The 19750-nt window shown below is 67.6% G+C and carries 22 protein-coding genes; 9 read left to right on the top strand and 13 right to left on the bottom strand.

From position 1 onward, the window contains the following. The first annotated feature begins 178 nt into the window (after window positions 1-178). The 3 genes from OHS03_RS06060 to OHS03_RS06050 are packed head-to-tail and all read left to right on the top strand — an operon-like array spanning window position 179 to window position 3484. Window positions 179-1075 (top strand): oxidoreductase, encoded by an 897-nt coding sequence (locus tag OHS03_RS06060; RefSeq protein ID WP_062988432.1) that lies wholly within the window; start codon window positions 179-181, stop codon window positions 1073-1075. Beyond that, complete coding sequence (locus tag OHS03_RS06055; protein ID WP_405150984.1) at window positions 1065-2273, top strand: lipase family protein; 1209 nt, start codon at window positions 1065-1067, stop codon at window positions 2271-2273. Before OHS03_RS06060 ends, OHS03_RS06055 begins: the two co-directional genes overlap by 11 nt. A 23-nt stretch (window positions 2274-2296) precedes the next feature. Further along, on the top strand, window positions 2297-3484 hold the full coding sequence (locus tag OHS03_RS06050; RefSeq protein WP_062988428.1) for a lipase family protein: 1188 nt from the start codon (window positions 2297-2299) through the stop codon (window positions 3482-3484). On the opposite strand, the gene OHS03_RS06045 is transcribed toward OHS03_RS06050, so the two are convergent. The 4 genes from OHS03_RS06045 to OHS03_RS06030 form a co-directional block, all read right to left on the bottom strand. Next, window positions 3485-5563, bottom strand: a complete 2079-nt coding sequence (locus tag OHS03_RS06045) for a xanthine dehydrogenase family protein molybdopterin-binding subunit (RefSeq protein ID WP_328661428.1) — start codon at window positions 5561-5563, stop codon at window positions 3485-3487. Continuing rightward, a complete protein-coding gene (locus OHS03_RS06040; RefSeq protein ID WP_328661426.1) occupies window positions 5560-6546 on the bottom strand; it encodes an FAD binding domain-containing protein in 987 nt (328 codons plus the stop codon). Before OHS03_RS06040 ends, OHS03_RS06045 begins: the two co-directional genes overlap by 4 nt. After that, window positions 6543-7046 carry a 2Fe-2S iron-sulfur cluster-binding protein gene (locus OHS03_RS06035; RefSeq protein ID WP_062988422.1) on the bottom strand — a complete coding sequence of 168 codons (504 nt, stop codon included), beginning with the start codon at window positions 7044-7046 and terminating at the stop codon, window positions 6543-6545. The genes OHS03_RS06040 and OHS03_RS06035 overlap by 4 nt, the downstream gene beginning before the upstream one ends. Window positions 7047-7257: 211 nt before the next feature. Beyond that, entirely contained in the window at window positions 7258-8466 is a 1209-nt protein-coding gene (locus tag OHS03_RS06030) for an alpha/beta hydrolase family protein (protein WP_328661424.1), read from the bottom strand. A gap of 182 nt (window positions 8467-8648) precedes the next feature. On the opposite strand from OHS03_RS06030, the gene OHS03_RS06025 reads away from it, so the two are divergent. Beyond that, complete coding sequence (locus OHS03_RS06025; protein ID WP_328661423.1) at window positions 8649-9434, top strand: alpha/beta fold hydrolase; 786 nt, start codon at window positions 8649-8651, stop codon at window positions 9432-9434. A gap of 7 nt (window positions 9435-9441) precedes the next feature. Here OHS03_RS06025 and OHS03_RS06020 read toward each other — a convergent pair whose 3' ends face one another. The 3 genes from OHS03_RS06020 to OHS03_RS06010 all read right to left on the bottom strand — a co-directional run bounded on the left by OHS03_RS06020 (window position 9442) and on the right by OHS03_RS06010 (window position 11394). Continuing rightward, the gene (locus tag OHS03_RS06020; protein WP_328661421.1) at window positions 9442-9894 is read right to left on the bottom strand and encodes an STAS domain-containing protein; all 453 of its coding nucleotides are present in this window, start codon (window positions 9892-9894) and stop codon (window positions 9442-9444) included. Window positions 9895-10035: 141 nt separating this feature from the next. Then, window positions 10036-11145: a glutamate--cysteine ligase 2 gene (locus OHS03_RS06015; RefSeq protein WP_407942502.1), complete on the bottom strand. Its 1110-nt coding sequence runs from the start codon at window positions 11143-11145 to the stop codon at window positions 10036-10038. A gap of 75 nt (window positions 11146-11220) precedes the next feature. After that, window positions 11221-11394 (bottom strand): CsbD family protein, encoded by a 174-nt coding sequence (locus OHS03_RS06010; RefSeq protein WP_328661417.1) that lies wholly within the window; start codon window positions 11392-11394, stop codon window positions 11221-11223. Window positions 11395-11518: 124 nt separating this feature from the next. Here OHS03_RS06010 and OHS03_RS06005 point away from each other — a divergent pair, with 124 nt between their 5' ends. Then, complete coding sequence (locus OHS03_RS06005) at window positions 11519-12205, top strand: PAS and ANTAR domain-containing protein (RefSeq protein WP_062988414.1); 687 nt, start codon at window positions 11519-11521, stop codon at window positions 12203-12205. Between the two features lie 21 nt (window positions 12206-12226). On the opposite strand, the gene OHS03_RS06000 is transcribed toward OHS03_RS06005, so the two are convergent. Both OHS03_RS06000 and OHS03_RS05995 read right to left on the bottom strand, forming a co-directional pair. Continuing rightward, window positions 12227-12643, bottom strand: coding sequence for a hypothetical protein (locus OHS03_RS06000; RefSeq protein WP_328661416.1), 417 nt, complete (start codon window positions 12641-12643; stop codon window positions 12227-12229). Between the two features lie 128 nt (window positions 12644-12771). Then, window positions 12772-14919, bottom strand: coding sequence for a catalase (locus tag OHS03_RS05995; RefSeq protein WP_328661414.1), 2148 nt, complete (start codon window positions 14917-14919; stop codon window positions 12772-12774). A gap of 195 nt (window positions 14920-15114) precedes the next feature. Here OHS03_RS05995 and OHS03_RS05990 point away from each other — a divergent pair, with 195 nt between their 5' ends. The 4 genes from OHS03_RS05990 to OHS03_RS05975 all read left to right on the top strand — a co-directional run bounded on the left by OHS03_RS05990 (window position 15115) and on the right by OHS03_RS05975 (window position 17550). Continuing rightward, window positions 15115-15552, top strand: a complete 438-nt coding sequence (locus OHS03_RS05990; RefSeq protein ID WP_056823038.1) for an ATP-binding protein — start codon at window positions 15115-15117, stop codon at window positions 15550-15552. Window positions 15553-15649: 97 nt separating this feature from the next. Beyond that, window positions 15650-16486, top strand: a complete 837-nt coding sequence (locus tag OHS03_RS05985; RefSeq protein ID WP_056823036.1) for an RNA polymerase sigma factor SigF — start codon at window positions 15650-15652, stop codon at window positions 16484-16486. A 139-nt stretch (window positions 16487-16625) separates the two neighbouring features. Next, window positions 16626-17042, top strand: a complete 417-nt coding sequence (locus OHS03_RS05980) for an STAS domain-containing protein (RefSeq protein WP_328661412.1) — start codon at window positions 16626-16628, stop codon at window positions 17040-17042. A gap of 79 nt (window positions 17043-17121) precedes the next feature. Then, window positions 17122-17550 carry an ATP-binding protein gene (locus OHS03_RS05975; RefSeq protein WP_328661410.1) on the top strand — a complete coding sequence of 143 codons (429 nt, stop codon included), beginning with the start codon at window positions 17122-17124 and terminating at the stop codon, window positions 17548-17550. Here OHS03_RS05975 and OHS03_RS05970 read toward each other — a convergent pair. Genes OHS03_RS05970 through OHS03_RS05955 form a run of 4 tightly spaced genes read right to left on the bottom strand, consistent with a single transcriptional unit; the run spans window position 17525 to window position 19679 of the window. Next, on the bottom strand, window positions 17525-18520 hold the full coding sequence (locus tag OHS03_RS05970) for an iron-containing redox enzyme family protein (RefSeq protein WP_328661408.1): 996 nt from the start codon (window positions 18518-18520) through the stop codon (window positions 17525-17527). The two genes, OHS03_RS05975 and OHS03_RS05970, sit on opposite strands and share 26 nt — an antisense overlap. Further along, a complete protein-coding gene (locus OHS03_RS05965) occupies window positions 18520-18699 on the bottom strand; it encodes a CDGSH iron-sulfur domain-containing protein (RefSeq protein WP_245661687.1) in 180 nt (59 codons plus the stop codon). The genes OHS03_RS05970 and OHS03_RS05965 overlap by 1 nt, the downstream gene beginning before the upstream one ends. A 13-nt stretch (window positions 18700-18712) precedes the next feature. Then, a complete protein-coding gene (locus OHS03_RS05960) occupies window positions 18713-19408 on the bottom strand; it encodes a HemK2/MTQ2 family protein methyltransferase (RefSeq protein WP_328661406.1) in 696 nt (231 codons plus the stop codon). Then, entirely contained in the window at window positions 19389-19679 is a 291-nt protein-coding gene (locus OHS03_RS05955; protein WP_056823027.1) for a hypothetical protein, read from the bottom strand. Before OHS03_RS05955 ends, OHS03_RS05960 begins: the two co-directional genes overlap by 20 nt. Window positions 19680-19750: the final 71 nt, after the last annotated feature.

The raw sequence follows: 19750 nt of genomic DNA, 5'->3' as shown, positions 1-19750 counted from the left end.
CGGGTATTCGCCCAGCGATCTACTCGACAACACTGACCGGCGCCACGCTACGACAGTGGGCAAGCGAATTCGCGGCGCGCCGAACCTCTTTGGGAAACGACCAATGGCCGCCGCGTCGTCCCTGACATTTTCCAAACGCATTGCCACCCGATGACTGCGATTCGTAAGGTCATGCGCCATGGCAAGGACTCCCGATCCGATACCGGATCAGCACGGCCGACGATTCGTTATCACCGGGGCCAACGGCGGACTCGGCGAGGTGGTGACCCGCACGTTGGCTGCCCGTGGCGCCACGGTGATCATGGCCTGCCGGGATACGAAACGAGGGCGGGATATCGCCGATCAGCTGGACGGCGATATCTCCGTGGCCGCCTTGGATCTTGCCGACCTGTCCGATGTGCGCCGATTCGCGCGAGAGTGTGGCGAATTCGATGTGTTGATCAACAATGCCGGGTTGATGAATGTGCCGTTCGCCCGTACCGCCGACGGATTCGAAACACAATTCGGGGTCAACCATCTCGGGCACTTCGCGTTGACGGGCTTGCTGCTGGATCGGATCAAAGACCGGGTGCTCTCGTTGTCGAGCATTTCCCACGGGTGGACCAACGCGCTTCCGCTCGACGATCTGCGCTTCGAACACCGTCGATACAGCCGGCATGCGGCCTATCCGGAATCGAAACTGGCGACTCTGATTTTCGGCCGTGAACTGCAGCGCAGGCTCCGCGAATCCGGGTCGACGCTGCGTTCCTACGCCGTGCACCCCGGTGTCGCGCCGACCGGGCTCGTCGCCAAGACCCAGACGCCACTCGATTACGTCGCCGAGCCGTTCATCCGCCTGGTCGGCCAATCACGCACCGCCGCGGCCCGATCCATGCTGTATGCCGCCACCGCACCGGATGCGGACCCCGACATCTACTGGGGCCCGACCAAGCTGTTCAAGACCCGAGGACCGGTCGGCGCCTGCCCGTCGAGCGCATTGTCGCAGGACCGGGCCCTGTGGCAGCAGTTGTGGACGGTGTCCGAACGCGCCACCGGTGTCCACTTCCCCGCGTCGGCGGTGATCCATGAGAATTAGTCTGCGCACCCTGACCTGTGCCCTCATGGTCGGATTGCTCGCCGCCTCGGGCCCACCGTCGGCTGTCGGCGCGCCACCGGTGTATCCGGCGCCCGACCCCGACCCCTTCTACGCCGCGCCCGCCGACATCGCGAGCAAGGAACCCGGCGCCGTGCTCGCGGTCCGCGTGCAGGAGCCGCTGCCCTACTTCCCCACCGCCACAGTCACTTTGGTGAAGTTCCGATCCAACGACTCGCAGGGGCGACCGATCGCCGCGACCACCACGATCCTCACCCCGAAGGATCATCGCCCGGGCGCGCCGCTGCTGTCCTATCAGCACATCATCAACGGCCTCGGCACCCAGTGCGCGGTCTCGCGCGCTCTCTACGCCTACGATCCCAATCTGCTCTATCGTGCTGTGCCGCTGCTGAATACGATGCTGCTGCGCGGCTGGAGCATCGCCCTGCCCGACCATCTCGGCCCGAACGCCGCCTACGGCGCGGCCAAACTCGGCGGCCAGATCACCCTCGACGGCATTCGCGCCGCGACCAGGGTCGGAGAACTCGGCCTCGCCGACAGCCCCTCGGCCATGCTCGGCTACTCCGGCGGTGGCATGGCCACCGGCTGGGCTGCCGCGCTCGCGCCCCAGTACGCGCCCGAACTGCGCCTGGTCGGCGCCGCGCAGGGCGGTGTGCCTATGAACATCACCACGATGGCGCGCGCACTCGGTTTCGCCCCGCATCCCATGTTCGGGCTCGCGATGGCCGCCGCGCTCGGGCTCGAACGCGAGTACCCCGATCGTCTTCCGATCAGCGCGCAGCTCAACGACACCGGCTTGGCGGTGCGCGATGCCATGTCCAACGGTTGCACCGTCGAACTCATCGCCGCCGGTGCGATGCACAGCGCCTCCGATCTCGCCTCGACCGTGTCCCTGATCGACGACCCGCGGGCGTGGGAAGTGGGCGACGCCAACAGTTTGGAGCTGTTCGAGCCCGTGCCCACGATGCCGATCTTCGAGTGGCACACCCCCATCGACCCGCTCATCCCCGTCGACGCCGTCGATCGCACGAACCAGCGCTACTGCCGGGCCGGGACACCGGTGCTGTCCGAGCTCTATCCGAGCCCCGATCATCTGGCCACCGCGGTGATGGGTTTTCCGTCTGCCGTCGCGTGGCTCGATGCCCGATTCCGCGGCGAGACCGCCCCGAGCAACTGCTGACTTCTCGAGAGATAGGAATTTCCATGCGCCGGATATTGACGGCCGCGTTGACGGCGCTGTTCTACAGCCTCACCGTCGCCATTTTCGCTCCCATGGCGACGCCGGAACCGCGTTACCCCACACCGAATCCCGACCCCTTCTTCACCGCACCGGCCGATATCGGCGACTTCGCTCCCGGTGACGTGGTGCGGCAACGCAAGTTCAACCTCGGCGCCTACCAGGGCACCGACATCTGGCACGTCGCGTTCCGCTCGACCGACTCCGCGGGCGACCCGATCATGGGTGTGACCACGGTCTTGATCCCCGCCGGTGTCGCGAACCCGCCGCTGGTGTCGTACCAGGCGCTGATCAACTCCCTCGGCACCAAGTGCAACCCCTCCACCTCGCTGATCAACGACGAGACCCCCGATGCGTTCGGCGCGGTCCTGCCGCTGGGGCGCGGTTGGGCGGTCGCCTTGCCCGACTACCTCGGCCCGAATGTCGCCTACGGCGCCGCCAGGCTCAGCGGCATGGTGACCCTCGACAGCGTGCGTGCGCTGCAGCGAGCGCCCGAACTCGGCCTCGGACAGTCCCCCATCGCACTCGCCGGGTACTCCGGGGGCGGACTGGCGACCGCGTGGGCCGCCGCCATGCAACCGACCTACGCACCGGAGTTGAAGCTCGCCGGCGTCGCCGCGGGCGGCATCCCGGCCGACCTCGAACAGATGGCCCTCGGGATCGGCTTCGGCCACCATCCCGGTTTCGGCCTCGCCTGGGCGGCGGCGATGGGCCTGGAACGCGAATACCCGCAGCGTTTGCCCATTTCCGACCAGCTCAACGGCGAGGGTCTGTGGTTCCGCGACTTCACCGCTGACGAATGCCGGCGCTTTCTGCTGTTCCACGGTGTGGCCCGCAGCGCCGAACAGTTGGCGGCGACCAAGTCCCTGATGGACAGTCCCGAAGCGCGGGCGGTGTTGCGCGAGAACAGTTTGCGCTACGACCCCGAGATTCCCGAGACCCCGATGTTGATCTGGCAGGGCGTCTTCGACGAACTGACACCCTTCGACGCCGTCGACGACGTGGCCACCCGCTACTGCGCGGCGGGCGCGCCGGTCACCTTCTCCCGCTATCAGATCGCCGAACACATGACGACCGCGGTGGCGGGTCTGCCCGAGGCCTGGAACTTCATCGAAGCGCGATTCCGCGGCGAACCCGCGCCGACTCGCTGTTGATCACAGCGCGCCGAGCAGGTCTTCCAGATGGATGGGGACATGCCGGAGGCGGACGCCGGTGGCGTGGTAGATCGCGTTGCCGATCGCGGCCGCCGACCCGACGATGCCGATCTCACCGATTCCCTTGCTGCCCATCGGGTTCAGATGCGGGTCGTGTTCATCGATCCAGCTGACATCGATCTCGCCGATATCGGCGTTGACCGGGATGTGGTACCCGGCCAGGTCGTGGTTGACGACCGTGCCGAGGCGCGGATCGAATTCGCTCTGTTCGAGTAGCGCCATCGACAGACCCATGGTGACGGCGCCGACGAACTGCGAACGGGCAAGCCGCGGATTGATGATGCGACCCGCGCCGAAGACACTGACCACACGGGGAACCCGGATCTCGGCGGTGTCGGAGTTCACGCGGACCTCGACGAAGTGGGCACCGTAGGCATGGGTCGAAAAGCTCTCTCGCTCAGGGTATTCGGGGGCTTGCACCGTGATCTCGGCGCCGTCGGCGGGGTCCTGGCCGAATCTGTCACGGAAGGCCCGCGCGGCCGCCACCACGGCCGAGCCCCACGACGCCATGCCGGTCGAACCGCCCGCGACCGTCGCCTCTGGGAGATCGGAATCGCCGATGCGCAGCTCGATGCGGTCCGGGTCGACACCGAGCGCGTCGGCGGCGATCTGGCCGAGCGAGGTCCAGGTGCCGGTGCCGATGTCCACCGCGTCGATGGCGACTTCGTAGCGGTCGCCGGTGCGACGCACGCGGGCGCTGTTGCCCGCGGCGGTGTCGGCCGGGTAGGTGGCCGCCGCGACCCCGGATCCGATCAGCCAGCGGCCCTCGCGCCGCGACTTCGGCGCCGGGTCGCGTTCGGCCCAGCCGAAGCGCTGTGCCCCGGTTCGTAGGCATTCGGCCAGCCCGTGCGTAGAGAAGGGGTGCCCTGATTCCGGGTCGACCTCGGGTTCGTTGTGCATGCGCAAGGCGATCGGGTCCATGCCGAGGGCGACCGCGAGTTCGTCCATCGCCGTCTCCGCCGCGAACATTCCAGGACAGTGTCCGGGCGCCCGCATCCACGACGCGACCGGGACATCCAGCGTCGCGAAACGGTGCGAGGTCGATCGGGTGGCCGCCGCGTACATCACGCGGCTGACCACCGCGGTCGGTTCGGCGAATTCCTTCACCGTGGAGGCCTGTGCGATCGCCGCGTGGGCGATCGCGGTCAGGGTGCCGTCGGGATGCGCGCCGAGCCGGACCCGCTGGATGGTCGGGGTCCGGTAACCGGCGAGGGAGAACAGCTGCTGCCTGGTCAGTGGCAGTTTCACCGGTCGCCCGCCGGACAGTTTCGCCGCCATCGCCGCGACCACGATATTGGCGTGCGGCTCGCCCTTGGACCCGAAGCCGCCGCCGACGAAGGGCGCGATCACCCGCACCTGTTCGGGCGCCAACCCGAACAGCGGCGCGATCTGGGCCCGCACGACGTGTGGGCCCTGGGTGGAGTCGTACAGCACCAGGGTGTCGTCGTCGGTCCAGTGCGCGACGGTGGCGTGCGGTTCCATCGGATTGTTGTGGACCATCGCGGTCGTATAGGTCTGGTCGATCGTGACCGGGGCGATGGCCATGGCCGCGTCCACGTCGCCGATCGAGGTGTCGGTGGGAAAGCCGCCGCTCACCTCCTCGGGAGCGTGGAGGTTCTCGCTGTCGGCATCGAGCGTGACGTCGGCGGGCCGCTCGTCATAGGTCACGCGCACCTGCGCGGCGGCTTCACAGGCCACTTCCGGGCTCGTCGCGATGACCGCGCCGATCACCTGCCCGCGGAACGCGATCTCGTCGTTCTGCAGGATGAACAGTTCGTTGTCGTCGTCGACGGCCAGCCGGGCGGCGTTGTGGTGGGTGAGCACCGCGACGACACCGTCGATCCGCTCGGCCGCGGAGGTGTCGATCTCACGGATGCGGCCTCGGATGATCGTCGACTGGATCACGACGCCGTACAGAGGATCCGGTTGCGGATGCTCCATCGCGTAGGGCGCGACACCGCGGAGTTTGGCCGGTCCGTCGAGGCGGGTGGGTGAGGTGCCGATCGCCGGTGAGTTCACGGCGCCTCGCTCAGCTCGCGCAGGGTCGCGACGAGGACGTTGCGCGCCAAGGCGATCTTGAATCCGTTCTGACGCTGTGGGCGCGCGTCGGCGAGTTCGGCATCCGCCGCGGCGGCGACGTTGTCCTCGGTGGGAGCCCGCCCGCGTAGTTCGGCCTCGGCGGTGTGCGCTCGCCATGGTTTGGCCGCGACACCACCGAAGGCGATCCGCACATCTCGCACGACCCCGTCGGCGATGTCGACGGCGGCCGCCACCGAGACCAGCGCGAAGGCGAACGACGCACGATCGCGGACCTTGCGGTAGGTGGAGGTGGTAGCCCACTCGAGCGCGGGCAGGTCGACGGCGGTGATCAGGTCCCCGTGCTCGAGGACGGTGTCGCGTTCGGGTTCGTCGCCGGGCAACCGGTACAGGTCGACCAGCGGGATTTCACGCTCGCCGTGCGCGCCGAGCACCCGCACTATCGCGCCCAGCCCGACCATCGCCACCGCCATATCGGAGGGATGGGTGGCGATGCACCGACTGGAAGCGCCGAGGATGGCTTGGTCGCGATCGAACCCGCCGATCGCCGAGCATCCGCTGCCCGGCTCGCGCTTGTTGCACGGCACAGTCGAGTCCTGGAAGTAGGGACATCTGGTGCGCTGCAACAGGTTTCCGCCGGTGGTGGCGAGGTTGCGCAGTTGGGCGGACGCTCCCGCCACGAGGGCGGCCGACAGCATCGGATAGCGCGCCCGGATCGCTGGATGCGCGGCCAGGTCGGCATTGCGTACCGCCGCACCGATGCGCATACCACCGTCGGGCAGGTCGGTCACCTGATCGAACGGCAGTCTGCTGACATCCACCACCTTGCCGGGCGCGATGATCCCCAGTCTGAGGTGATCGACGAGATTGGTTCCCGCGCCGAGGAATACGGCGTCGGGTTCGGCGAGAACCGCGGCGACCGCGTGCCCCGCGTCGGTGGCGCGTTCGTAGGCGAACTCCCTCATCGGGCGACCTCCTGAATCGCCGCGACGATGTTCGGATACGCCCCGCAGCGACACAGATTGCCGCTCATCCGTTCCCGGATCTCGGCGGCACTCAACGCGTTCTCGGCCGTCGGATCAGCGCTCACCTGGCTCGGAGCGCCTGCCTTCACCTCGTCGAGCATGCCGACCGCCGAACAGATCTGCCCCGGCGTGCAGTATCCGCACTGGAAGCCGTCGTGTTCGAGGAAGGCTTGCTGGACCGGATGCAGGTCGTCGCCGTCGGCGAGTCCGTCGGCGGTGACGATCGTGGCGCCGTCGTGGGCGACGGCCAGCGCGAGGCACAACGTCGCCCTTCGTCCGTCCAACAGGACCGTGCACGACCCGCATTGTCCGCGATCGCAGCCCTTCTTCGGGCTGGTGACGCCCAGCTGTTCGCGTAGGACATCCAACAGGGTGGTGCGGGTGTCGACGTCGACCACCCGCGTCCGCCCATCGACGGTCACACTGATTCGCGCACGCATCGAACGGCCTCTCGTCGTGGGACAGGCGACTCCACAGACAACCGCAGCCGACCCTTCCAGGCCCGCTACCAGCACCTACGCAACTGCTGTGCGCAAGCGCACGTCGGCCACGCTACCAACCTCGACGCCTGACCGTCGGACGCCGCGACCACATCCGCCGTGGTTTCGCCGGACATCGTGACCGCCGTCCGGTTCCTCGCCCGTGGGCGCTTCAACGGGCGAAGCGGGCGTTCACCCACGCCAGGGCGTCGGCGTTGCCCGCGCCGAGGACGGCCCGGTGATCGACGCCGGGGTAGGTGCGGTATTCCACGGATCCGCCGCTGAGCTGCTGCTGGGCGACCATGGCGTCGGTTCCCGCCGGCAGGACGACGGTGTCGGCCTTGCCTTGCAGCACTAGCATCGGGGTGGTGAGGGGCAACCCGCTGGGGTCGTTGTCGTCGAGGACCTTCACCAGCGCGCTGGGGTCGGCATCGGCGGAGAACGCCTCGCCCGCGCCGAGGGCACCCCAGGAATTCCGCTCACGCAATTGTCCGATGCAGCGATCGTCGGCCTGATCCACCATCGAAACAGCCTTGTCCACAAGGAATTTCGAGGGGTCGATAGCGGCGACGGTCTGGGCGCCACGAATGAACAACGGGATGAACGACACCGACCCGGCCGGCGCGTCGACCTTGTCCGCGATGCCGGTGCGCTCGGCGAGGGCGAACCCCCGCACCACCACCCCCAGATGCGAGGCGGGCGCCATGGCCACCGAACCCAGCAACTGCAGCTGCGGCGCCCACTGCTGCGAGCGCGCGTTGGCGAACACCGCGGCCTGGCCGCCCTGGGAATGTCCCATCGCCACCCAGCGAGTGCCGATCTCGGGCGCGATCGCGCGCGAGGCCAGCGCCATGTCGGCGACCGCACGCTGCTCGGCCTCACCGATGAGATATCCGTGCGGCCCCGGCGTACCCAGACCCTGATAGTCGGTCTGCGCCACCGCGTATCCGGCTGCCACCCACTGAGCCAGGGTCTCGCGGGTCAACGAGGTGTAGTCGTGGGCGGGGAATTCGGCGCCGGTATCGCGCGAAGGCGCGCACACATCAGCGGTGCCGGTGGTTCCGTGTGCCCAGGAGATCAGCGGCCAACCACCGGGCGGCGGAGTTCCCTCGGGAACAGCGACCGTGCCCGACACAGCGACCGGCTGCCCGCCCATATCCACCGACCGGTAGAGCACCAGGAAATTGTGCGCGCCCGGTAGTCCGGGATCCCCGACTATCGGTCGGGACGCGATCACCGAGCCGTGCTCGCCGGCCACTGATTCTGGTGCGGGCGAATAGAATTCGAGTCCGTCGGACGCGGGATCAGCGGAGGCGGTTGGTACCGCCGATACCGTGATTGCCAGCGCCACAGCGACTGCCCGCTTCACGCCCGAACCCATCACCACTTATCCTCCCGATTCGCCGTGTCGAACACGCGTCCCGGTCCGACTGCGGCGCAAATATACAGCTCGGAACGGGCAGGGCTTCTCGACGCACCGATGAGTTTCGGGGGGCGAGGGCGTCGTACTGGTAGAAGACATCGGATCAGAGATCGCGCGCCCGGCACCGAGAGGAACGAGTTATGAGGATCGCTACATCGAAGGATGGCACCGAACTCGCGTATGACGTGTCCGGCGACGGACCTGTACTGGTGTACATCACCGGCGCGACGTGTTTCCGGAGGTTTCGGCCGATCGTCGCCGACGTGGGGGTGTTCGCCTCGAAGTTCACCGTCTACAGCTATGACCGGCGCGGGCGTGGGGACAGCGGGAACGAGCTGCCGTATGCGATCGAGCGGGAAGTCGACGATATCGAGGCCGTTGTCGATGCCGCCGGCGGGCGCGCGATTCTCTACGGGCATTCATCGGGTGCCGCGCTGGCACTCGAAGCGGCGGTCCGGATGCCGGACAAGATCGACAGGGTCGTGGTCTACGACGCGCCCTATGTGCACGACGAGGCCGAGCGGGCGTCCTATGCCGAGTTGGGCGAGTCGGTACGCGCACTTCTCGGCGAGGCGAAGAACGCGCGGGCGCTGAAGGCATTCCTGCGCGGGATCGGGATGCCGGGTGCGTTCGTCGCGCTGCTACCGCTGTTCCCCGGCTGGAAAACGATGAAGGCACTCGCTCCCACGCTGATGTACGACATCGCCATCACCGAGGTACTCCCCCCGGTAGAGCGTTTCGAGAACATCCGGGTGCCGGTGAATATCGTTGTCGGAGAGAAGAACCCGCCCGGCATGCAGCAGGTGGCGCGGGAGTTGGCCGCGGCGATTCCCCAGGCGACGCATCGGGTGCTCGCCGGACAGGACCATATGGTCAGCGCCAAGGCGTTGCTCCCGCTCCTGACGAATTCCGTCGCGAACGAGTGAACCGTGCCTACGTCGTCGTCCACGACGCCGGCGGGGTGGTCCGGATGGACTGTTGGAGCGGAACCGTGGGCGCGGCGGCTATGGCTTCGGTGCGACTGACGTAGACCGGTAGCCACTCGGTGAGGCCTGCGGCGACGATGATCCGGTTGGTGACCGACGGCACGGGAATGACCACGCTCGTGCGTAGCTCGCTCTGTCGGGCGCGGGTAGCCATGTCGAGGATCGCCCGGCACGACATGAAGGTCACATCTCTGATGTCGATCACCAGATGACCCGACTCCCCCTCCGCCGCGATGGCATCGTCGAGAATCACGCGCCACAAAAGCAGGTTGCACGCGTCGATCTCGCCGTGCACGTGCAGCACGGTCGCTGTGTGATGGAGGGTGACCTCAGCGCGTAGTGCCGAGTCGGATTCCCCGACCCGGATCGCATCGTCGCCATGACTGGAATGGGTGTTCACGAGTGCTCGATCCCTCGACACCGGCAGGGGTACACACTGCCCCGGCCGATCCTGGTAGCTCAAGACGGCAGGTGTTTCCATTTGAGCACGCCGAGTCGGTGGTGTCAGCGATTGTGATGGATCTGATGCCGCCGGAAGCGGTCAGCGGCATCCTTCGAGGGTGGCGTCGGCGAGTTCGCTGATGACATCGCCGATCTCGCGCCTTCGATTCCACGCCGCCAGTTGCCGACGCGCGCCGTTTCCGCGCTCGCCGAGTCTCGCGACCGTCTCGGTGACGAACGTGTGGTCGCCACAACGACGCAGTGCCGGTGCGATGTCGTCGATGAGCTCGGCGAGTAGTTCACGATGGGGAACGACGCGACCGGCGACAAGGTCGAGTCCGTCGCCGTCCAGACCTGAGCGCGCGGCGTTCCAATAGGCGGCGCGCAATACCTCGCCGGACACCGCCGGAGCGGGAATGTGCTGAGCGATCGCATCGAGTGCGGTACTGACGATTCCTCGAATGAGCGCGGCCAGCAGGGCGGATTCCTCCACGGTCGCCGGGACATCACTGACCCGGATTTCGACGGTCGGGAAGCTCTCCGACGGGCGGACATCCCAATACACCATCTTATTGTCCAGAATGCTGCCGCTGGCCCGCATCATCGCGACGATCGATTCGTAGTCACGCAGCGAGGTGAAATACGGTGGCGGACCCGCACTGGGCCATCGGCGCCACAGGATGCTGCGCCAACTCGCGTAACCGGTTTCGCTGCCACGGTAGATCGCCGAGTTCGCGGTCGACGCCAGCAGGATCGGTAGCCGCGGGCGGACATAATTGCTGACCAGGACCGCTGTATCGCGGTCGGGAACGGCCACGTGCACGTGGCACCCGCACAGCCCCTGCTCGTGGGCGATCATGCCGAAGGAGTGCGCGATGCGCTGGTAGCGCGGTGTATCGGTGACCGGATATCCCTCGACCAGGGTCGGCGGCACCCCGACCGCCAGCAGGCGGGTTCGGTTCTCGGCCGCGCATTCGGCCACCCGGCGCCGCGAGGTCCGCAATTCCGCCAGCAGGGCTCCGATATCGGAGTGCACCGCGCTGCTCGTCTCGACCTGACAGCTCGTCAGCTCCAGCTGCAGATCGATCCCCGCCCGTTTCGCGGTAGCGGCGACCTGGGTGTTCTTCGCCACGGGCGCCCCGGACTCGGGATCGGTGAGCAGGAACTCTTCTTCGACGCCGACCGTCGGAACATGCGCGGACACTTCCATCACCTCCAGCACCCGCGGAGTGAGCGCGGGTCATCGGCCCGTGCAGGACCGATGACCCGGGCGGCGTACAGCAGGTCAGTCGCGGAAAGCGTCCTTGACCTTCTCGCCTGCGTCCTTGAGGTTCGACTTCGCCTGATCACCGCGGCCCTCGTTCTCGAGTTTGCGGTCGTCGGTAGCGCGACCGGTAGCTTCCTTGGCCTTGCCTGCCAGCTCGTCGGCCTTGTTCTTCGCCTTGTCAGCGATACCCATGATGTTCCTTTCAGGCTGTTTCTCGGCCACCTGGTGACCGTGGGCCGTCCTGGGGACCCATCAACGGCCTACCCGGGTCTGCCAGGTGCAAACAGGCGCGCCATCCAGGGTGAATAATCAGACCATGACCGAACGGGACGACGAATCCATGGCAGAGCGCGCTCTTGTCGAGCGCGTGATCGGAGTGGGCGACTCGTTGACGGTCGGCCGTTTCCGCTTTCGATCGGCCGACCGGCAATGGGAATGGTCCGACGAGGTCGCGAAGATGCACGGGTACCTGCCCGGCACCGTGCCGACGACCGAGATGCTGGTCTCGCACAAGCACCCCGACGATCGGGATCGGGTCGCGGCGATGATCACCTCTGTCGAGGACAGCGGCGTGTTCTCCAGCCATCACCGCATCGTCGATACGCAGGGGCGGGTGCGTGATGTGCTGGTCGTGTCGGAGCCGCTCGTCGACGAGGACGGGACGGTGATCGGCACCGAGGGCTATTACATCGACCTGTCCGATACCGCGGCCGAATACCGGCGCGAGGCGCTCGACAGCACGCTGCCGGGACTGCTGGAGGCGCGCGTGGTGATCGAGCAGGCCAAGGGCGCGTTGATGCTCGCCTACGGCGTCAACGCCGACCAGGCGTTCCGGGTGCTTCGGTGGCGTTCGCAGGAGACCAACGTGAAGCTGCGCGCGATCGCCGAACACGTGGTGGCCGAGTTGCCGACCGTAGCCAGTGACGAGGTGCGGCTGCGAACCCGGCTCGACCACGTGCTGCTGACCGCGCACGAAGGCGCCCAGGTCGACACCCTCAGCTAGGGTCCGACGACCACCAGGTCATCAAAAGACCGGCGGCGGCACCGGGTCGGGGCCGGGCGGGGCAGGTGGGGGTACCGGCTCACCGGGACCGGGCGGAGTCGGCGGGGCCGGCACCGGATCGGGACCGGGCGGTACCGGCGGAGCGGGTACCGGAGCCGGGCCGGGCGGGACGGGCGGCGTCGGCACGGGGTCGCCGGGACCCGGCGGGAACGGGTCGGGCGCGGGGCCCGGCGGCGCGGGATCCGGGGGTGCGGGCACCGGGCTCGGCTCGGTGAGCTCGATCGCGAACATCATCGCCTCCTGTTCGTCAAAGCACGCGGGCGCGCGCATCGCGCGCCCGCGAAGGCCGCGACGCAGGTCGAGCGTGCACACCGCGATGACGTCGTTGGCATCGCGGTGGGACGCTCGACCTGCCCCGAGGTATTCCGGTGTCGACACCGTCGAACGAAACGCGTGGCTCGGCCGGTTCTTCGGCGCCCGTTCTACATTCGGCCGATTGCCACAGGGAGGGAATGCCCGCGTGCCCGCAGTCGAAACGACGAGGGGACCCGAAACGTCGGCACGGTTCAGGACTCGCCTTCGATGCGCGCCCACGCGCGATGCTCACCCAGGTCGGTGAGCAGTCCGCTCGCGGCCGCCCCGGAATCGGCGACGGTGATTCCCGGTGCGTCGGAGTCGATGTCGTTGCGCTGCAGCACCGAGACCGCGGTACCGACCGCCGCGATCGCCTTGCCGTGCCGCCACATCTCCTCGACCAGCAGGTTCACCCTCGAGTCCTCCGGGGCAGCCAGCAGCAGCGCACCGTCGAATTCGACCGACCGCATCGTGGCGAAGGTCCGTGCCACCGGTACGCCGTCGATCACTCCGCCGCGTGCCGCCACGACCATCGGCCGGACCTCGGCCTCTTCCAAAGCGGTCGAGACCTCCTGCACCGCGTCGGCCGACGTGGCCTCGTCGACCAGTACGGCCACCGTCCGCCCGTCCACCGGGAAACTGCCGTGCCGCTGCGACAACGCGGGACTCGGCGCGAGCTCAATGGGTTCGCTGTTCGGGGACGGCTTGTCGAGCCCGAGTTGCCCGGCGACATAGTCGGCCAGCCCGTCATCGACATTGACCAGCATCTGCAGACCACGCTTCTGGATCGTCTCGGACAGGCACTTGCCGAGTTCGAACGAGAACGCGTCGGCCAGATTCCGCTGTTCGCCCGCGGTCAGGCTGCGATAGAACATCCGCGGCTGCGAGTAGTGGTCGGCGAACGATACCGAGCCCGCGCTGTTGGCGGAGGTCCGCAATTTCGCGGTCGGCGGCGGAATGGGCGTCGGGGATTCGACATAGGCGTCGTCGGCGAAACTCGCCGCGTAGGGGCAACCACCGCCCAGCGAATTGGGTTTGTAGGCAGCGACTCCGGCGTGCACAGCGCCCTGGTGCATACCGTCACGGGAGAGGTCGTTGACATCGGCGTGCGGTGTGTTGATCGGCAACTGGGTGAAGTTCGGTCCGCCGAGGCGACTGATCTGAGTGTCGAGATAGGAGAACAACCTGCCCTGCAGCAGCGGGTCGTCGGTGACCTCGATACCAGGAACCAAGTGGGTCGGACAGAAGGCGACCTGCTCGGTTTCGGCGAAGAAGTTCTCCGGATTCGCCGTGAGCCGCAGGGTGCCGATCGTCTGCACCGGCGCGAGTTCCTCGGGCACGAGCTTGGTCGGATCGAGCAGATCGATGCCCTCGAAGAGATGCTCGGGCGTATCGGGGAACACCTGCACGCCGAAATCCCACTCCGGTGTCATGCCCGCCGCGATCGAGTCGGCCAGATCCCGGCGATGGAAATCGGGGTCGAACCCGGCCGTCAGCTGGCATTCCTCCCACAGCATCGAGTGCACGCCAAGGCGCGGCTTCCAGTGGAATTTCACCAGACTCGTCGTGCCGTCCTCGGCGACCAGCCGGTAGGTGTGGATGCCGAATCCCTCCATCATCCGCAACGAGCGCGGCAGCGCCCGATCGGACATATTCCAGAAGGTATGCGCGGTCGCCTCGGTGTGCAGGGTGACGAAGTCCCAGAAGGTGTCGTGGGCGGATTGCGCTTGCGGGATCTCGCGGTCCGGCTCCGGTTTCCCGGCGTGGATCACATCGGGGAATTTGATCGCTTCCTGGATGAAGAACACCGGGATGTTGTTGCCGACCAGGTCGTAGACCCCTTCGCCGGTGTAGAACTTCACCGCGAAGCCACGGGTGTCACGCACCGTGTCGGCCGACCCGCGTGAGCCGAGCACCGTGGAGAAGCGGACGAATACCGGTGTGCGCGCGTCGGCGGCCAGGAACTTCGCCCGCGTCAGCGACGCCGCGGCACCGTTGGCCACGAAAACCCCGTGGGCGGCGGTGCCGCGGGCGTGCACCACCCGCTCGGGGATGCGCTCGTGATCGAAATGGGTGATCTTCTCCCGCAGATGGAAGTCCTGCAGCAACGTCGGACCTAGCGGACCCGCCTTGAGCGCGTGATCGGTGTCGGCCACGCCCGCGCCCTGCGGGGTGGTGAGCCGAGGGCCCTGCTGGGCGCGCACGGTCGCCTCGCCGGGAATCGGGGCGCCGGTGGGGCCGCGCAATGCGGGTCCCTCCTGGTCGGGGGCCGGGCCCGCCTGCTCGCACGGTGTCCCCGGATCCTCGTCCGGTGGGGTGGGCGGGTGGGTGAATTCGGACGGAACATCGTGGTCGGTCATGTTATTTCGTCGTCCCTTCGTCACACTCGCGGAATTCGAAAATCGGGCTGCCGCCGTCCAGGATGGACTACCGCGTTCTGCGCGCGGCAAACAGCGATTCGGCCTCGGCGGAGGACGATCCGAAACGGGCCAGAGGCGTGACCTGATGGTTACGGGGTAACCTCCGACCAAACGGTCGGTGATGAGGGAGGTGGCGTGCGAGCTCGAGATCGCGACACCGCTCCCCGCTCGAGAACCGTCGGATTCCAGGTGCCCGCCGAGCTGGACCAGCTGAGCATGGTGCACGCACTCGCCGAGACCGTCCTGCTCGTGGGTGGTTTCGCGCTCGACGAAGTCACCGATCTGCTCCTGGCGCTCGACGAGGTCGCCACCGCGTTGATGATGGTCGCGATGCCGGATTCCCAGCTCGACTGCTCGTTCACCGGTGGCGACGGCGCCCTCGGTGCCAGGGTGAGCGCACTGGCACGAGAGCCCGACGCCCTCGACGAACAATCTTTCGGCTGGCACGTCGTCGCGACGCTCACCGACGCGCTGCGCACCGATTACGCCGGCTTCGACCCGGCCCGCGGCGGCTACCCGACCACCGTCGAATTCGGCTGGATCCGACGATTGCACGGACCTACCGAGTCGTGACCATCGGGCGCTAGCCTCTTAGGTAGGGCATGGCCCCGGGTCCCGGTGGGTACCCCATGAACACATCTGCAACCGCCTGGAAGTGAGGCAAGTAGCGATGACATGGGATTCAACTGCAGCAGCCGATCGTCCGACCGCCCGGCGATCACATTCGCACGGTGACAGCTACGACAACATCGAACCGTGGTTCGAGAAGCTGCGGGCACTGCCCGACGGCGATGAACACCACGACGCGCTACGCGGGCAGGTCATCGAACTGTGTCTGCCGCTCGCCGACCACATCGCGCGTAAGTTCAACGGCCGTGGCGAGCAGTTCGACGACCTCGAGCAGACCGCCCGGGTAGGGCTGGTGCTGGCCGTCGATCGCTACGACGTCACCCGTGGCTCCTCCTTCCTGTCCTTCGCGATCCCGACGATCATGGGCGAGGTGCGCAGGCACTTCCGTGATCGCACGTGGGCGGTGCGCGTGCCGCGTCGGCTCAAGGAGATCCAGCTCAGGATCGGACCCGCCACCGAGGAGCTGTCGCAGCGACTCGGCAGGCTGCCCAATGCGCGCGAACTCGCCGACGAACTCGACGTCGACCTGGTCGAGGTCACCCGCACGCTGGTCGCGGGCAACGGCTATCAGACCAACTCCATCGACGGTGTCACCCACGACGGTCGCGACAATTCCTCGCAGCCGATCACCGACACCCTCGGCTCGGAGGAACCGTGCTATCAGCTCACCGAGGACGCGATGGCGGTGCGCCCGCTGATCGCCGCGCTCCCCGCCGAGGAGCGGCGGGTGCTGATCATGCGTTTCTACGAGGCCAAGACACAGGGCCAGATCGCCGAGGAGCTCGGCGTCTCCCAGATGCAGGTCTCCCGGATCCTGTCGCGGACCTTGGCGTTGCTGCGGGAGCAGGCACTCGCCGAGCCGACGCCAACACGGTGACAGCAACGGCGGCACGTGCCAGAATTGTTGCAGGTTGAGACCTCCAGCCGACCCTGGTTCTCGTGTGCCGCTTCCCGCAAGTCGGCCTGTTCCGCACCGGCGGGCGCGAGCCGGACATTCCTGTCGCACAGGAGGTTCTATGTCTGTCGTCATGGATCGTCGGCATCCGAGCCGACTGCGTTGGTATCGCGGGTGCTCTGCGGCTGCCGCAGCGGAGTTGGCGCTGCGCGATCCGGGACGACCCGGCTGCTGGGTACTACACGGCGGTATCGAACTCGACGCGGCGCGGATGCCCCGCTTCTGTGCGTTGCTCGACCGCTCGGTGCGTTCCGGCGCGCGCGTGGTCGTCCTCGATCTGCGCGATACCGAGTTCCTCAGCCTGCGGATGGCCGCGCTGCTCGGCGTCGCCAAAGCCGACGCGTGGGCACGGGGGGTCGATATCCGACTGCTCACCGGAAGCCGTGAGGTGGAGCGGGCACTCGGCCTGGTCGGCGTGCGGCCGCTGTTTCGGTACTACCTGTCCATCGACGAGGCGTCGGGACCGGAATCCGGCTAGTGAGGAGCTGTTTCACCCCACCGATTCCTGGGTATGCGCACCGTGAAGCCACTCCAGCGCAGTTCGGGAGGAGGACATCGTGGATTCGAGCGACAGGATCATCGCCGATTCGATACATGCGACATCGATCCAAATTCAGATCGACGCCGATCTCAGCCAGGTTGTCATGCTCCGGGCCGTCGCCGAAACCGTCGCCCTGATCGCGGGTTTCACCGTCGACGAGGTGGCAGACACGCGAGTAGCGCTCGACGAGGCAGCCACGTGCCTGATTCTCGGCGCGGTGCCCGATTCCCAACTCAACTGCGACGTCGTCGCCGACGGGTTCCGGATCCGGATCGAGGTAGGTGCGGTGTGCGGGGACACCGACCCGATCGACACGGCGGGGTTCGGTTGGCATGTGATGCACTCGATCACCGACCACCTCACCGCCGATCACGATGCCTACGACCGGGCACAAGGCGGTTATCCGGTCGCCATCACCTTCACGCAGGTTCGGCGGGTGCACTGAGCGGCTCGCGCAGGGAACTGCGGTCCTCGTTCCAGCACTTCAGGACGTGATCGGCGAAGCGGTCTTCGAGCAGGTTCGTCGCCTGGATGCCGAAGACGATCGAGGCAGCCGAGCCCGGTTCCGCGGCCAGCAGCCCGGCGATCACATCGCGCCGCATCACCTGTTCGTGCACGGCATCGGCCTCGACGTGCTCGGCGTAGAAGTGCGCGCAGGCGGGATGCGGGAGCAGCGTGCGGGCCAGCCCGGCGAGGCGCCGCGAGGCGGGCGACGACGTGATCTCGGCGGTGGCGAAATGCCCGATCAGTGCGCCGCGCAGCCCCTGATGCAGGCCGAACAGCGACATCATGTCCACCAGTGCGAGCATCGGCGCGGGCACCGTGTCGAGGTAGTGCAGGTAGCCCGGTTCGAGGCCGGCGCCCGAGAGCAGGTCAGCGAACAGTTGCGCGTGGACGCGTTCGCCACGCCCGCCGCCGAACTCGTCGAATTCCACCGCCACCAGCGACGCTTTCACCTGTCCGCGCAGCCGCGGGATCACCCAGGCATACGGGTCGGCCTCGATGTGGTGGTAGATCGAGCGGTGGACGAAGTACTCGCGCAATCGGTCGGCGGTCCCCCGCTCGGCGAGGAATCCGGCGATGCCGTCGGTGTCGCTGGTCGGTTCGAGCAGGCGGTCGAGTTCCCCCTCGACGTCGTCGCCACCGGGGACATCGGCATGCAGCGCCGTGAGCAGGGTGTTCTCCAGGTCGCGGCGCACACGCAGGAGGTCGGGGTCCCATTCCCAGTTCTCGTCGACACCGGCGAATCCCTGATAATGCAGTTCGTAGCAGGTGTGCAGGGTCAGCAGAAGATCTTCGCCGTAGGGGTCGAGTCCGGCAGCCTCAGGAACCGCCGAACCTGGTGTGCGCGTGAGCAATTCGACCACCGCGGCGGACAGCTCGCCGCGCGGGCGCGGGAGGGATCGGCCGGGCATCACTGCGCGCTCCTCGGATGACGTCGGCGCCGATGGCTGGTATCGCAGAGCGGGTAGGTGCTCGACCGACGGCACAGACACAGCGCCACCACGAAACGGTCGCAGTGCAGCACGGCGCCGTCGGCGGTGACCAGGTCGACAGGTCCGTCGATGAGCGCGGGCCCGTCGTCGGTGAGCACGACTCGCCGCGGTTCACGCGGGGTCGGAGACAACAGGGGACGAGGTTCGGTCGACACGGATCACCACCAGTTCTTCATCGCGCTGGCCATGAGTGATGAAGCCCTTCGCGGCCAGCCATTCGGCACGCGAGCGCATGACCGGTCCGAACGGCACCGTTCCCGTCGCCACGACCTCCGCGTTCGCACCCAGCTCGCGGAGCTGGTCCAAGCTGCGCCCAGGATCGCTGATGACCGAATGCACGATCAACCCGACGCCGCGTTCGGTGAGCAGGTCCGGCAGCATCGCGCACAGCCGGTCGAGCACGCTCCTGCCGTCCGGGCCCGCGTCCCACGCCAGGGCCGCACCGCGACCGCCCGCCCGTGCGGCGGGAACATAGGGCGGGTTCGCGACCACCACGTCGAAGCGCGGCAGCCGCAGCGCGGACGCGAAATCGCCGTGCAGCAACTCCACCGCCACCCCACGCAACCGGCAGTTCATCCACGTCGACATCAGCGCCGACCGGGACAGGTCGACCGCGGTCAGACTGCCCGCACCCGCCGCCGCGGCCGCCACCGTCAACGCGCCGGTACCAGCGCACACGTCGAGCACCCGGCCGCCGCGCAGCGACGGCACCTCGTTCAGCGCACGGGCCAGCATCCAGGTATCGGCCTGCGGGCGGTAGACACGCGGGGCGCGGATGACCACCACGTCAGTGACCCCGCGGTTCACCCAGGGCGAGACCCTCTTGCGCCTTCACCCGCCGATGTTCGGCGACCACGAGCCCGATTCCCAGCAACAGACACACCGCACAGGCCACGCCCGCGATCACGGCCCAACCCGCGAAGCCGTACCCGGCGGCGGTGAGCGTGAGACCGAGCAGCACCAATCCGATCGCGGCAAGAATCAATCCGGGCCAGTTCCTCGCGTCCCTGATCGACTCCCCCGCGTGTGAGCGAGTGGTCCGAGCGTCATCGGGGAACTGCTTCTCCGTCTGGTTCATGCGCATGCTCCTTTCGAGGACGAGACCGCCCTGTCGTGGACATGCCCGCAAACGGGCAAAGCAATCAGCCG

The sequence above is a fragment of the Nocardia salmonicida genome, assembly GCF_036142455.1.
In the GTDB taxonomy this organism is placed as follows: domain Bacteria; phylum Actinomycetota; class Actinomycetes; order Mycobacteriales; family Mycobacteriaceae; genus Nocardia; species Nocardia salmonicida.
This window is presented reverse-complemented; position numbering and strand designations above follow the sequence as displayed.